Genomic DNA, 15,203 nt, shown 5'->3' with positions numbered 1-15,203 from the left:
CCGAACTGTCATGAGTAGCAAATCTGACGCACCAACGTTTCAATGGTCGTTTCTGCATCCAAAGTATCTCCATACTTGGATCGGCATTGGCTTAATGTTCCTTCTGAGTTGGTTGCCGTACCGCACGCAACGCTTTTTAGGCAAAAAGTTGGGACTTCTTATTATGAAGTTTTTCAAAAGCCGCAAAAAAATAGCCAAGCGTAACCTAGAGCTATGTTTCCCTGAAATGACAGGAGCAGAGCGTGAAACACTGCTGCGCGAAAACTTTGAGCACATGGGCCTCGCCTTTTTTGAAACTTGCATGGCATGGTTCTGGCCGGCATGGCGAGTGAAAAAGCACGTCAAATACGTGGGATTCGAGCAAATTGAAAAGCTCAAAGCAGAAGGAAGAGGTGTTTTGGTTACCGCCGTTCACTCTTTTAATCTGGAGTTGGGCTGTCGTGCATTCGGCCTTCATACTCCGGGCCATGGCGTTTATCGCCCAAACACCAACCCGGTGTACGATTGGTTCCAATATCGAGGACGTGGTCGAGAGAACTCACTCATCGAGCGACGTGACGTAAAGCAAATGATCCGTCGTCTTCGTGAAGGTGAGTTTGTTTGGTATGCACCGGACCATGACTACGGTCGGCACCGTTATGCGTGGGCACCTTTCTTTGCGGTAGAGAAAGCCTGTACCACAACTGGCACTCACCTTCTTGCTCACGCAAGTCATTGCCTCGTCAGCTCTGCAAGCTTTACGAGAGACCGAGATGGCACAGGTTATACGCTGACCTTCGATCCACCGATGGAAGCTTTCCCTTACGATGATGCGGAAGCATCAGCGGTCTACACCAATAAGTTCGTCGAACGTTCAATTATGCGCGCGCCAGAGCAATACATGTGGCTTCATCGCCGCTTCAAGAGCCGCCCTGAAGGCGAACCATCACTGTATGATTGATAGCTCCCTGGCAGACAAGAAAAAAGGCGCATCATGCGCCTTTTTTGTGTTTATCTGTTTGAGCTTACTTCGATTGCATCCACATTGACCACGCCTCGCGCACCACGTCTCTTTGCGCCGTAAACTCGCTGTCCGCCACTTCCACGGATGCATCCAGCAGATTGAGACGATGGATTTCATCGCGCATTAGCACATACGCATCGCGCAACGCTAACGCTTGCGGTGTACTCACAATGCCCGCTTGCGCCATGTCTTCTAAGATCCTGACGTTATCACTCCAACGCGTTAAAGCTGGCTCATCATGGCTGTTAGCCAGCACCAGATATTGGGTGATGAATTCAATATCCGTGATACCGCCGGGATCTTGTTTGATATGGAATTTATCTGCCTGTTTACTGCCGAGGTGGTCGCGCATTTTAACGCGCATGTCAGCCACGTCTTGTCTTAGCTGGTCAACATCGCGCGCCTTGGTCAGCACCGACTTGCGTACTTTGGCAAAGCCTTGTTGCAAGGCGGCATCGCCGTAGATCATTCGTGCGCGCACCAAGCTTGGTGCTCCCACGTCCACGCTTCCTTGTTCTGATAATCTTCAAAGGCATCGACCGTGGTCACCAACATGCCAGACGCACCGGACGGACGCAGACGGGTATCAATCTCATAAAGCACACCTGATGCAGTGCGAGTCGAGAACAAATGGACAATACGCTGAGCCAAACGCAGATAGAACTGGCGACCATCGATTTCTTTTGGCCCGTCGGTATACACGTTTTCCGGGCAGTCATGCAGAAAGACCACGTCCAAGTCAGAACCGTAGCCGAGCTCAATGCCGCCGACCTTTCCATAACCGACCACGCCGAAGCCGCGACCATTGCGCCCAGCAAGGTGAGATGGCTGACCGTATTTCGACACCATCTGATACCACGCCTGATTCACGACCGCGCCGACAATGGCCTCCGCGAGATACGTCAGATGGTCGCTCACTTTCATCACAGGCAACACGCCTGCGATGTCTGCGGCCGCAATGCGCAGCAACTGGGTTTGCTTGTATTGACGGATCATCTCCATCTGTTGCTCCATATCCTCTTCTGGGATACGCGCGAGAAACTCAAACAACTCGTTGCCGTATTCTTCGAACGGGGTCGGGTTATAGAGATGCTGCAGATCCAATAGCTCATCGAGCAGGATCGGATAGCTCGCTAGCTGATCCGCAACCATCGGGCTCGCACTGCAAAGGCGAACCAACTGCACAATTGCACCGTGGTGCTCATCCAAGAGTTCAAGATACGTGGTTCTTGTCGCGATACGCATCAAAAGCTTGATGATGCGCGCTAACACTACACTGCCATCTTCACGACACACTATGTGGCTTAAAAGCACTGGCATCAGGCGATTCATCACTTCACGGCCGCGAGGGCCCAGCGTGCGTTTCGCCAACTCTTCTTTGAACCTCAACAAAGCTTTCGCATTGTCTTCCGCATTCGGTGCAGACATATCGGACAGGATCTTCTCGACCAATTCAGGATCGCGCGCAGCATCCCAGATCACTCGAAAGTCTGGTGAGATCTGCTCGTCTTCACCTTCATCCTCATCACCGATCAGAGCATCAAAGATGCCATGGACGCCGGCCATGTGCTGGCCAAGGGTATCCATGAGTTGTTCCCAGTTTTCCTCGCCCATGGCAACCGCCAAGCGCCATTGATCCCTTGGCGTGTCTGGTAGCGTTTGGGTTTGCTTATCATCGATAGCCTGCAGCAAGTTCTCCAGGCGACGCAAATAGCGATACGAGGCTTCCAAAGTATCCACGTCGGCTTCAGGCAACAAGGCGAGTTCGCGAATGGCTTCCAGTGTGATGAAAAGGCCGCGCTTTCGAAGGATCGGATCGCGCCCACCACGGATGAGCTGAAAAGACTGGGCGATAAACTCAATCTCTCGAATACCGCCCGCACCAATTTTGATGTTGTTGTTCACCCCTCGACGACGCGCTTCGCTTCGGATCAGGGCTTTCATACGGCGTAGCGATTGAATGGCACTGAAGTCGATATAGCGGCGGAATACGAAAGGGCGCAGCAACTGGCGCAAGGTTTGGTAACAAGCAAACTGTTCTTTGCCCATCACGCGCGCTTTGATCATGGCGTAACGTTCCCAATCACGCCCTTGCTCTTGGTAGTAATCTTCTAACGCGGCAAAGCTCATGACCAGAGGACCACTGTCACCGAACGGACGAAGACGCATGTCGACGCGGTAACAGAAGCCGTCATAGGTTTGTTGGTCTAACGCTTTGATAAGACGTTGTCCCAAACGGGTAAAGAACTGCGCATTAGCAATACTGCGGCGCGCGCCCTGCGTTTCCCCGTTCTCTGGTAGGTGAAGATAAGGTCGATATCAGATGAGAAGTTAAGCTCGCCACCGCCTAATTTCCCCATACCGAGGATCAACATTGGCTGCGGATTCCCCTCAGCATCGCAAGGCGTTCCCCACTCCGCGCAGCATTTGGTGTAAAGCCAGCCATACGCTTCCATGATCATGCTTCTGCCAACTTGGAGATATGAGACAGGCTGTCATCCAAGGTCAGCGTGTTGTTGAAATCATGCCAAGCGAGCCAGGACATTTCACGGCGACGGAATCGACGCAATTCTCGCATCAAGCCATTTTCATCGGATTGGGTGTCCAAAATGGCTTTAAGTTTTTTGCGGTAATGCGGAGCACGAAGCTTAGGCACTTGGCGTTCTAGCAACCAAGGCAACAAGGTCTCATCGTGAATGATGGACTCAGCGATAAAATCACTTAGCGCAAGGGTTCGGGACAAGGTCTCTCTCGCTTCGCCTTGCCACTGCGCCAAGTTTTCAGCCTGTCGCTCTTCAAGCTGTTCCATTCTGCGTGTCACGCAGCTTCCAATTCCGTGGGCAACGCCATGTGTTCCGTTTCCTATTGCCTGAACATTTCCACCTAAAATACCATAAAAAAAGCCCACTCATGGAGTGGGCTTCCGATTTCTGTGTAGCGTCTACACGGCAAACTCTTTGATTTTCAGATCAAGTTCCGCCGCGTTGTTTTGCATGCTGCCCGATGTCTCGGCAAGCTCTGTTACTACCATCACCGACGCCTGAACAATCTCACGTACGTTGGTAAGGTTAGCGTTCATCTCATCAGCAACAGACGCTTGTTGTTCTGCTGCAGACGCAATGTGGAAGTTCATGTCGTTGATTTGGTCAATCTGCGTGACAATCAGGTTCAACTCTTCACCCGCTTTGCTCACAGACTCAACGCTTTGCTCCGCTTCAATCACGCTTTGCTCCATCAAGCCAACGGCTTGCTGCGCCGCTGATTGCAGCTGGGTGATCATCTCTTGAATTTCCACCGTCGCTTTCTGGGTGTTTTGCGCCAAGTTACGCACTTCATCAGCAACCACCGCAAAACCACGGCCCGCTTCACCAGCACGCGCCGCTTCAATTGCTGCGTTCAATGCCAGCAGGTTGGTTTGCTCAGAAACACCTTGGATGGTCACTACCACAGAGCTGATTTTCTCTACGCGCTCTTCAACTTGGTTGACCACACCCGCTGAATCACGAATGTCCTGAGACAGCTTGTTGATCGTGCCTATGGTGTTCGCCACATACTGTTGACCGGCAATCGCCTGCTCGCGAGAGCTTTCGGTTGCTTGGGACGCCGCACGCGCATGACCTGCCACTTCTTGTACCGTGGAAGACATTTCGCTCATCGCCGATGCCAATTGGTCAATCTCACCAAATTGCTCTTTGGCTGACTCTCGGGTTTCATCCATGCTGATAGTCATGACTTCAGCAATCTCAGACAGCTCTTCTGACGAGCTACGCTGCGCTTTGATCACGCCCGCCAATTGGTAACGGGTTTTCTCAAGTTCTCTGGCAAGCTCACCGAACTCATCGCGACAATCCATTTCGATGGGCACGCTCAAGTTCTTACCCGCCATGTTGCGAATACCGTTAATCAGGTAGTTAATCTGACGCAGCATCATGCTCGATGCACCCAGCAAGATCACCATGAAGCCACAATCATTGCCAACGTCTGCCAAACCACTTGCGTGAGATAGGCTTGATAATAGTTGCTTGCCGCCGAGTCCGGTGTTGAGGCAATGCTCACCCAATCTGTGCCTGACACAGGCACCACAATCCCGTGACGCGCTTCAGATTGAAGGTGATAGATAAACTCGCCACTTTCATTGCGAAGCTGCTCTGACAGCATGTTGCCGTTTTCGAGTGGCAGGTTTAAACCATCAAAGTCGGCGATACGAGGGTGTCCGAGTACCTCACCACTGTTCTTGTTGACCATGAAGACGTAGTCATTTTCCTGACTGGTGGCGTTTTCTGCATTCAAGACGCGCTCAAGGAGAATTTTGCCATCAGGCTGAGCTAACAGCTCTCGGCTAAGCTCTGCGCTTCGAACCGCGAGGCTACGGCTGTTGGACTCCGTAACTTGTGTGACAGAATCACGGAAGGTATTCGCATCCCACAGCTGCTTTGCGCTGAGAAGGACGGTACTAAACACCATCAGCAAAACCAGTTTGGGAACGAGCTTTATGTTACTGATAGCCTTTTCCCAAGGCTTGAATATCATCTGGGACATTCTTAGTAATCTCCTTGATATTGATACGAAATCCCCGCATCAGCGTCGGGAACGCAAGCAATAATGTGTACGTCTATTTAATCGGCACATCGACCCAAGAATTGAATACACGCCAACAAGCGGCGACAAAAAGTGGGAGCTGGATCGGCTGTCTGATTCGGTATTGAATTCAATCACTCCCGGTTTTGAGCTCGTGCTCCAAAATCTCAATATTGGGAAGCGGTTTCCTTTATACCTCATTCGGCGAGAAAGACATCGACGTTTGTATGGATTTTATGGTGTTGATAAAGACTATTTTTTTAATAAATGTTAACAAAATCACCAATCTGCAAAAAAGTGTCTTCGCAGGTAGACAGCTTGGTAGGTCAGCAAGGGAAAGTGAAAGGCCATGTTCGAAGCAGATATCTATAAAGCTCGGCAGCCAAGCACTCTGCTTCAGATAAGAAAAAAGCACCTTACGGTGCTTTTTCTACGATTAGATGTCCCAATATGGGTCGAGCGTCAAGCCGATTTGGCGGCTTTGCATCATGGCATGTAACAAGGACTCTTCTTTCCTTCTCAGCCATTTCTCAATCTGGGCGCGATCGTCTTCCTCGATATCTTCATCATCCACCAGCGAACGAACAGGCTCAAGCAGCATGATATCCTCGATACCTTGCAGAAGATCCAGCATGGCAGACGGAAAGTTTCACGATCTTCGACATCGTAAAGCGACGCCACGCAACAACCTGAAAGCAAGTTGCGATTCAAACGCGGCAGTTGATCCAGATAACCGAAACGATCCAGCTCGTTGTTAACAGCAAACACGCTTAGCAGTTCTTCCCAAGATTGGGCGAGCGAACGGTTTGCAAAGTTGCGGATTGGTTCAGCCAACTTTTCACGGGATTTGTCATCCAAGAATGGCTGCCAACCTCGGGTCAAAATCCAGCGACTCAGATCCAGTAGCAGGTTGCAGTAACGCGAGGAGTGAAGCAGCTCGAGCACTTCACTGCGCTCTGGCAACGCTTCGTAACGCGCTTCGAGTTTCTGACGAAGCTGCTTCTGTGCATTGAGCTTACGTAGGAAGTAGCCTTTATCTTCACAAAGACGCTCAATCGAGCGCGACTCGTAAATCCAGCTCAACTCGCCTTCCAGCCATTGAAGCTCTTGGCGAAGCAGTGCACTTGCGCGACGTGGGATCAGCCCACCGTAGAGTGACAATGCCTGACGGATCAGTCCCACTGCATTGCAGATTTCAAAAATCGCTTCCTGCTCAGGACGCTCAACATAAATCTGCTCGTGGTAATGCCAATGCTCAAGCGCATGCTCAAGCACCTTCACAAACGCCTGCTCAGCAGACATTTGGCTGTTTACCTGCACAATGGTCAGTGGTGTCACTGCATCGCCTTGGTAGTCGGTTGCCAAACGGTAACCACGTGCGGCTTTGCTCAGGTTACCCAAACGCAAGCCACCGTTTTCTGCCAGCTCACGTGCCAGCACAAATAGCGCGTCGGTTTGACCCGACTTCAGCTCGATTTCCACTTCGCAAATTGGGTCGTAGCCGCCCGCTTCTGTGGTGACTTCACCACTGTCGAAAGCCAGCTCAACTTGGCTGCTGTCAGGCATGGCGAGAAGCCACTGCTGACGCTCAAAATCTGTAGAGAACAAAGGATTCAGCTGAGTGCTAAGTGCCTCAACATCTAGCCCTTCAGGCCATGCATCCTCAGGGATAAGTGAGAGATCAGGAACCGGCGTTTCAAGCTCTGCGTTGTACTCGGGTCTCTGATGAAGACCTGCAACCACGCGCCCGGCTGTCTTCAAGGTTTGAACGTACACGTCGTCATAACGTCTCACGCGGAGACCGATATCATGTTGACGCAAAAGAAAGTCCGAGGTGTCGTAGTAGATATTGCCTAGCTGTCGTTGACGTTGCTGCAATACCTTTAGGTCGGAGATTTTGTCTCGAATTTGGCGTGAAAAATCTGAAGAGACAAAAAATTTTAACTCTATCTCAGTTTCCATAAAGGGGCCCATAATCAATAGCAGAACAAGGATATGGGGAATTGCTTAGACGAGCAAGCGTCTTTCATTGATCTGAAACGGTATCATTACAAATGTGATTGCGATAACATTCGCGGCCTAAACACCATCGTGTGAATTTTAGCCAACCTTTCGGGGGCGGCTTTTTAGGTAGATACGGCTATGCCAGTAAATACAATTATTGGGCTGTTTGCAAAGAGCCCTTTGAAACCTTTGCAAAGACATGTGAGTCGCGTAAACGACTGTTGTGCGCTGCTAGTTCCTTTCTTCGAAGCGTGTGAGAAAGGCGACTGGGAACGTGCAGAGCAACTACGCCATGAGATCTCCACGATTGAGAAAGAAGCGGATACGCTAAAACGCGAAATTCGCCTCAAACTTCCTCGCGGTCTCTTCCTCCCTGTCGACCGCACAGACATGCTCGACCTCCTCACACAACAAGACAAACTTGCCAACCTGGCAAAAGACATTGCTGGCCGCGTTATCGGTCGCAAGCTCCAAATACCATCCCTCCTTTACGTCGATTTTGTTGCCTACGTGCAGCGTTGCCTTGATGCAGCTGATCAAGCTCGACGTGTCATCAGTGAATTGGATGAACTGTTAGAAACTGGCTTTAAGGGACGTGAAGTCACGCTGGTTGAAGAAATGATCCACCAGCTGGATACCATTGAAGACGATACTGATTCAATGCAGATCCAATTGCGTCAGAAACTCATGTCAATCGAAGACCAATACAACCCGGTCGATGTGATGTTCCTGTACAAAATTCTGGAATGGGTCGGCGCAATCGCTGATCAGGCACAACGTGTTGGTTCTCGACTAGAACTGATGCTGTCTCGTTCATAGCCCTTAAGCACACACAAAGAAAACGTGCTTAGGCTCTAACAAAACAACAAGGTAACACAATGGAAATCCTAGCGAATTACGGCACCATTATTATTTTGGTGGCGGCTGCTTTTGGTTTCATGATGGCTATTGGTATTGGTGCAAACGACGTTGCCAATGCGATGGGCACCTCGGTAGGTTCGAAAGCACTTACCGTTAAACAAGCAATCATCATCGCGATGATTTTCGAATTTGCCGGCGCATACTTGGCCGGTGGTGAAGTGACAGACACCATTCGTAAAGGTGTTATTGAAACCTCACTCTACGCCCATCAACCAGAAATTCTGGTTTACGGCATGATGTCAGCCCTGCTGGCAGCAGGTTCTTGGCTGCTGCTTGCGTCTTTCATGGGCTGGCCGGTATCGACTACGCACTCTATTATCGGTGCGATCATCGGTTTCGCTTGCGTCTCTGTAGGCACTGAAGCGGTTGACTGGAGCTCTGTTCAGGCATCGTCGGCAGCTGGATTGTCACGCCGTTGATCTCCGGTGTCTTTGCATATGTTATTTTCGTGAGCGCACAGCGACTCATTTTTGATACCGACAAGCCGCTTATCAATGCCAAACGTTTTGTCCCTGTTTACATGTTCCTGACCTCGATGATCATCGCGCTGGTGACCATCAAAAAAGGCCTGAAGCATGTGGGGCTTCACCTGACCACCAACGAAGCTGTGCTGGTCTCTGTCGTGATTTCGGCACTGGTGATGGCATTTGGTTATGTGTACATCGGCCGCAAATACAAAGACGATTCAGCGAGCGAAAACGGCTACCAAGGTGTAGAGCGTGTATTTAGCCTGCTGATGGTGGTAACGGCATGTGCGATGGCGTTTGCACACGGTTCTAACGACGTGGCGAATGCGATTGGTCCTTTGTCTGCAATCGTATCTACGGTTGAGCACATGGGTCAGGTTGCTGAGAAAAGCACCATTGCTTGGTGGATTCTGCCACTGGGCGGTATTGGTATCGTTGTAGGTCTGGCAACACTGGGTCACAAGGTAATGGCAACGGTTGGTACAGGTATCACTGAACTGACGCCTAGCCGTGGTTTTGCAGCGCAGCTGGCAACCGCATCTACCGTTGTACTGGCTTCAGGTACTGGCCTGCCAATCTCAACCACGCAAACACTGGTTGGTGCGGTACTGGGTGTAGGTTTCGCTCGTGGTATCGGCGCACTGAATCTGGGTGTGGTACGTAACATTGTGGCATCTTGGGTAGTAACACTGCCTGCGGGTGCACTGCTTGCTGTCATCTTCTTCTACGTGATGAAAGCAGCGTTCGGGGCATAAGAAAGGCATTTCCGTCACGTTTTCGTGCAGCGATGTCAGCCTTTGGTCAAAAAAGGGAGGTTTCGCCTCCCTTTTGTTGTACCTGAACCCCAAAATTTTTTAGTATTTGTTACCTAAAAAAATATTCTCACGACCAACCAAAGGAATAACCCGTGAAGCGACTTTTTTCTGCCCTAGCCGTTTTGATGGTGCTTGCTGCGCCAGCTGCGAATGCGCAGGACAATTACATCTCTGATGAGCTTTTCACTTACATGCATTCAGGTCCGGGCACTCAGTTCCGCATCATTGGTAGTGTCGATGCCGGCGCGAAAGTGACAGTGGTTGATCGCAATAAGGGTGCTGGATACACACAAGTTCTTGATGAGCGCGGCCGTAAAGGTTGGGTTGAAACCAAGTTCGTCACTAATCAACCAGGCCTTAAAACGCGCGTACCTGCGCTGGAAGAAGAGCTAACGCAAGTTAAGACGGCTCTGGCAAGCGCACAAGGCGACGCGGAAGCAAAAACCAAGGGGCTGATTGAGTCTCTGGATCAGCGTAACTCTCAAGTAAAAGAGTTGGAATCACACACCAGTGAACTGAACCAGAAACTGATCGACGCGCAAACCGAAATCCGCGAGCTGCGCGCACGTATCGACACCCAAAAAGATGACCTGCTGATGCGCTACTTCATGTACGGCGGTATGGTTGCTGGCGGTGGTCTGCTGTTTGGTCTGATCCTGCCTCACCTGATCCCACGTCGTAAGAAACGTAACAACGGTTGGGCATAAGCTCTCACGCTTCATAAAAAATAAAGCCGCGAAAGCGGCTTTATTTTTGTCTGTTATATAGCGATATGTTGGGTGATGGTTACCACGTCGTCAGCGCAGGAATCGCAATCAACGCATCTTCAAATTGCACCACCACCTGCTGCGGTTCAATGCCACGAAGCAACACACCATCAGCGATAAACTCTCCTTCGCGCGAATCAGTGCCATTCACTTTCACCCAACGCGAGCTCTCATTTGAGGCATAAATATGGGTTTGAAAATCCAGCTTCGGCAGTCGGTTTAGCATGTCAGACGGAATGTCTGAAATCGACACCACATTTTGCTCAGGCTGCGCGCGCTCAAGCTTTGCATCTAACCCGCGTGACTTATCAGCACTCATGGCCGATTCCACTTTCAATGCCAGCTCTGGAGACAATACCGAAAGGTCCAAGTCTTCCAGTGTCAGCTCGCTCGTATCCACTTGGCGCGCTTTTGCCTGCTCAGAGGCTTCAATGGTACCGGATGAAATGGTCACAACCTCTGGCTCTTTGGGTGTACTTGGCGTTTTTTCTACTACCTCTTGGTAAACCACCTGCGGCAAGGGTTTAAGTGCCAGCGTAAACAAGTCCGTCTCCGGCAGGGCAACAATGCTTCCCTCGTTGATAAGAGCACGTTCATTGGCTGTTGCATCAATACTCGTTGTCAGTGTTGGCCCCGGCATTTCCAGAACAGAGTCCAACACCATAAAGGTAATTGGCCCCGGAATACCATCTGCATCCAGCCCGTTTGAGCGTTGAAACTCTCGCACTTTAGATCGCTGGGTTGAGCCAAATCGGTTCGAGACCGGATCGGTATTACCAAGCACCAAATTCAATCGCTGATCCAGCCAGCGAACACGTTCACCACGTTGACCGGATTTAATCGCCGCGCTGTTACCCAGCGGCGGACGCCAGAGGATAAGGGCTTCACCACTCCAGTATTGCTTTAAGAAGTCTTCGCTCACCAACACGCGCTGATCGCCAGACAGCAGTTCAATCTGTCCCTGTCCTTTCCCTGTCATCAAGGTGAACCAGCTGCGCCCTTCTGGGCCGTTCATCGCCAATACTGCAGGGCGGTTGATCGTCATCAGTTGATCAAACGGCAGCTTGCTCTTGTAACAGGCCAAGTCGCCACGGACATCGGTTGAACAGCTCGCCGCCAGCACATCGGCATCAAAGCCCCAAAGCTTATAAAGCGATTGCATGGCTGAGCCTGCACTGAGGCTTTGGCTCACCAGCGAGCCAAAAGACAAGGTCTCTGGCGCAGTAGGCTCTGCAACAACCACGTTTGCAGGCGCGGTTTCCGCCATCGGAGAGCGGGTCTCAGGTGGGACTGGCGTGGCAACCAAAGGCTCATTAGCCGTTGGCGTATTAACAACAGTAACGTCGGTAACGGGAGCTGCAACCGAGTTTGGCGACACCGGCACAACCTCAACCACCGTCTGGGGCTGCGTGACGGGTGCGCTGGCCAAAACAGGTGGCTCCTCGCCACTTAAGCCAAATCGAATTGCTACTGCCAACAATGCTGCGCCCCCAATGGCACCCACGTAATACGGCCAATAGCGTCCACCATTGCTGGCTTGTGGCGTCGCCATATCTTGCCACTCAAGTACGTCTTTGCACGCTTGCGTGGCAATCTTCGCTGACACCGTTTGCTTTGACGCGCGATAGGCAAGCTTTAAGGACTGGTCACAGGCAAGGTTAATCAAGCGTGGCACACCGCCTGTCTCTCTGGCGATAACCTTGATGGCTCCGTCATCGAACAATTTGTCGAGACGACCCACGCAGCTTAGGCGGTGAAGAATGTACTGACGGACTTCCTCCGTGACCAACGGCATCAAGTGGTAGCGAGCGGTAATGCGCTGCGCAAGCTGACGAAGCTGGGGCTGGCGTAGCAGTTGTTGCAGCTCAGGCTGGCCGATCAAAATGACTTTAAGCAGTTTGCGGTTTGCCGTTTCGATGTTGGTCAGAAGGCGAAGCTGCTCCAGAACATCTGGCATCAGATGTTGCGCTTCATCCACCAGAAGAACGGTCTGAATACCATTGGCATCGTTGTCGTAAAGCTTGGCAGAAATCGCATCATTGAGGGCTTTAAAGCCATCCTCAGGCTGATAAGCAATACCCAGTTCATCACACAGGGTTTGCATCAACTCCAACACAGAAATGCTTGGGTTAAGGATGGTGGCTACTTGGCTTTGCTCTGGCAGTCGCCCAAGCAATGCTTCATGGTGGTGGTTTTGCCCGTCCCCACTTCCCCGGTCAAAAGTGCCAGACCGCCGCCGTCTTCAATGCCAGATAACACATGGCTAAGTGCCTCTTTGTGTCGCTCACTCAAGAAGTAGAACTTGGGGTTTGGCACGATTGCAAACGGTGATTCTGATAGCCTGAAGAAGTCTTGATACATGGGGCTTTCTCTGAGTCCTTAATCCCTTTTCGCCAATCCGTCACCGTATATTGGCGGTAAATGCTTGTAAAGCTGAGACACCCTATTCGAGCACAGGTTCGCACCGATGGGGCAGATGGGTATATCATACTTCCATTATCGATCATGTATTGGATTGAATTGTGAATACTTATCTTGTTGGCGGCGCAGTGCGAGACAAACTGCTCGGGCTGGACGTAAAGGACAAAGACTGGGTGGTGGTCGGCGCAGACATCGACACCATGCTCAATGCTGGCTACCAGCAAGTCGGCTCCGATTTTCCGGTGTTCTTGCACCCGAAAACCCACGAGGAATATGCCCTTGCACGTACAGAGCGTAAATCCGGCAAAGGCTACACTGGCTTTGTTTGCGACTTCACGCCTGACGTAACGCTCGAAGAGGACTTGCAGCGACGTGACCTCACCGTTAACGCGATGGCAGAAGCCAAAGATGGCACCTTGGTTGACCCTTACGGTGGTCAGGCTGATCTAGAAAATCGCTTGCTTCGCCACGTCTCCCCGGCGTTTGTCGAAGATCCGCTGCGCGTGTTGCGTGTTGCCCGCTTCGCTGCGCGCTTTGCGCACTTGGGCTTTACAGTCGCACCCGAGACCATGACCTTGATGCGCGAGATTGCCGACAGCGGTGAGTTGGCCGCCTTGACCGCAGAACGTGTGTGGAAGGAGTGGGAAAAGTCACTGTCGTACCAAAACCCTGAAGTGTTTCTGAAGGTCCTGCGAGAGTGTGGCGCACTGGCCGTTGTATTACCTGAAATCGATTGCTTGTTTGGCGTTCCTCAACCTGAGCAATGGCACCCAGAAATTGATACCGGTATTCACACCTTGATGGTGGCCGAGCAGGCAACAAAACTGTCCGACGATCCTGTTATTCGTTTTGCCGCGCAAGTGCATGATTTGGGCAAAGGCTGACACCGGAATCGGAATGGCCAAGCCACAAGCTGCACACCAAACTTGGCCTTAAGCCTATCAAAGCCTTGTGTGAGCGAATTCGCGTGCCGAATGCCTACCGCGATGCAGCTCTGCTCGTTTGCGCCGAACACACCAACGTTCATAACGCGGGTGAGCTCAAAGCCGCCACCTTTGTGAAGATGTTTGACCGCAACGATTGCTGGCGAAAGCCAGAGAAAGTGCCGCAACTCGCGATTGCCAGTCAAGCTGACCACCAAGGTCGCACCGGGTTTGAAGAAAGAGAGTACCCGCAAGCTCATTGGCTGCTAGGGGCGTTTGATGCAGCAAGTCAGGTTGACGTAAAACCGATTGTGGCAGAAGCTTTAAAGGCCCAGCGATTCGAGAAGAGTTAACTAACCGACGCATTGACGCGGTAAAAACCTTTCTTGCAGTAGAAAGACCGCACAAACCTGAGTAAGTCTGGCGACAATTTGCAGAAACAAAAAACGCTGCCCTTGTGCAGCGTTTTTTTATGGCTATTTCGCCTGACTTATTGGGTGGCGAGGAACACAGCCAGTGCCACACCAAGCAGTACGCGGTAAATCACGAACGGCTTCATGCCCATGGTGGTGACAAGTTTCAAGAACCAGTGAATACAGATGTATGCACTGACAAATGACACCACAACACCCGTCAGAATCGGTGCCCACATCACTGGCGTATCACTTTGCACCAGACCCAGCCCTAAGTAAGAGCCAGCCAGCAAAATGATTGGAATCGACATCAGGAAGGAGAAACGCGCTGCAGCTTCACGGGTGTAACCCAAGTAAAGTGCCATGGTCATGGTTGCGCCTGAACGCGACGTACCCGGGATCATCGCGGCCGCCTGCGCAAGACCAATCAAGATCGCCGATTTTGGCGTGGTCTTGTACTCATCAATCTCGCACTTGGCTTTGACATCGACCCACCACAGCAGGAGACCGAAGATAATACAGGTCGCCGCAATCACCCACGCTGAGCGCAGGTAAATCTCAATGATGTCTTTCATGAAAAGGCCAAAGATACACGCCGGGATGGTCGCTAGCGCAATCATCCACGCCAGCGTGGCATCTGCCGAACGCTCACCTTTGAAAATTGAGCGAAAGAAAGCACCAAGAAGTTGCGTCACTTCTTTGCGGAAGTAGAGCACCACCGCAAGCAGCGTACCGACGTGAACAGCCACGTCAAACGCCAAACCTTGATCTTGCCAACCTAGAATTTCTGACGGAAGAATAAGATGCGCAGAACTGGAAACAGGCAAGAACTCGGTCAATCCCTGAATCAAAGCCAGCGCAAAGGCTTCAAACATACTCATTGTTATTCAC

The 15,203-nt window shown here is 51.3% G+C and carries 6 protein-coding genes and 5 pseudogenes; 5 read left to right on the top strand and 6 right to left on the bottom strand.

All coding sequences use genetic code 11. From position 1 onward, the window contains the following. The first annotated feature begins 10 nt into the window (after positions 1-10). Positions 11-940 (top strand): LpxL/LpxP family Kdo(2)-lipid IV(A) lauroyl/palmitoleoyl acyltransferase, encoded by a 930-nt coding sequence (lpxL, locus tag ATN88_RS21120; protein ID WP_067419568.1) that lies wholly within the window; start codon positions 11-13, stop codon positions 938-940. Between the two features lie 64 nt (positions 941-1,004). Here lpxL and glnE read toward each other — a convergent pair. From glnE to ATN88_RS21105, 3 pseudogenes are all read right to left on the bottom strand, one after another. After that, positions 1,005-3,853 (bottom strand): annotated as a pseudogene (gene glnE / locus ATN88_RS21115) (bifunctional [glutamate--ammonia ligase]-adenylyl-L-tyrosine phosphorylase/[glutamate--ammonia-ligase] adenylyltransferase). Positions 3,854-3,944: 91 nt separating this feature from the next. Continuing rightward, positions 3,945-5,542, bottom strand: a pseudogene (locus tag ATN88_RS21110) (methyl-accepting chemotaxis protein). A gap of 475 nt (positions 5,543-6,017) precedes the next feature. Further along, positions 6,018-7,543 (bottom strand): annotated as a pseudogene (locus ATN88_RS21105) (CYTH and CHAD domain-containing protein). A 180-nt stretch (positions 7,544-7,723) separates the two neighbouring features. On the opposite strand from ATN88_RS21105, the gene ATN88_RS21100 reads away from it, so the two are divergent. From ATN88_RS21100 to ATN88_RS21090, 3 genes and pseudogenes are all read left to right on the top strand, one after another. After that, a complete protein-coding gene (locus ATN88_RS21100; RefSeq protein ID WP_067419567.1) occupies positions 7,724-8,404 on the top strand; it encodes a TIGR00153 family protein in 681 nt (226 codons plus the stop codon). Between the two features lie 59 nt (positions 8,405-8,463). Further along, a pseudogene (locus ATN88_RS21095) lies at positions 8,464-9,728 on the top strand (inorganic phosphate transporter). A 152-nt stretch (positions 9,729-9,880) separates the two neighbouring features. After that, positions 9,881-10,495 carry a TIGR04211 family SH3 domain-containing protein gene (locus ATN88_RS21090; RefSeq protein WP_067419566.1) on the top strand — a complete coding sequence of 205 codons (615 nt, stop codon included), beginning with the start codon at positions 9,881-9,883 and terminating at the stop codon, positions 10,493-10,495. Between the two features lie 79 nt (positions 10,496-10,574). Here the strand turns inward: ATN88_RS21090 and ATN88_RS21085 are convergent, their stop codons facing one another. Next, complete coding sequence (locus tag ATN88_RS21085; RefSeq protein WP_232313462.1) at positions 10,575-12,731, bottom strand: general secretion pathway protein GspB; 2,157 nt, start codon at positions 12,729-12,731, stop codon at positions 10,575-10,577. Beyond that, complete coding sequence (locus tag ATN88_RS27850) at positions 12,698-12,916, bottom strand: hypothetical protein (protein ID WP_232313461.1); 219 nt, start codon at positions 12,914-12,916, stop codon at positions 12,698-12,700. Before ATN88_RS27850 ends, ATN88_RS21085 begins: the two co-directional genes overlap by 34 nt. Before the next feature lie 161 nt (positions 12,917-13,077). Here ATN88_RS27850 and ATN88_RS21080 point away from each other — a divergent pair. Beyond that, a pseudogene (locus ATN88_RS21080) lies at positions 13,078-14,317 on the top strand (multifunctional CCA addition/repair protein). A 72-nt stretch (positions 14,318-14,389) separates the two neighbouring features. Here the strand turns inward: ATN88_RS21080 and ATN88_RS21075 are convergent. Further along, entirely contained in the window at positions 14,390-15,193 is an 804-nt protein-coding gene (locus ATN88_RS21075) for an undecaprenyl-diphosphate phosphatase (protein WP_067419565.1), read from the bottom strand. Between the last annotated feature and the right edge of the window lie 10 nt (positions 15,194-15,203).

Source organism: Enterovibrio coralii, from assembly GCF_001559595.1.
GTDB classification, from domain to species: domain Bacteria; phylum Pseudomonadota; class Gammaproteobacteria; order Enterobacterales; family Vibrionaceae; genus Enterovibrio; species Enterovibrio coralii.
This window is presented reverse-complemented; position numbering and strand designations above follow the sequence as displayed.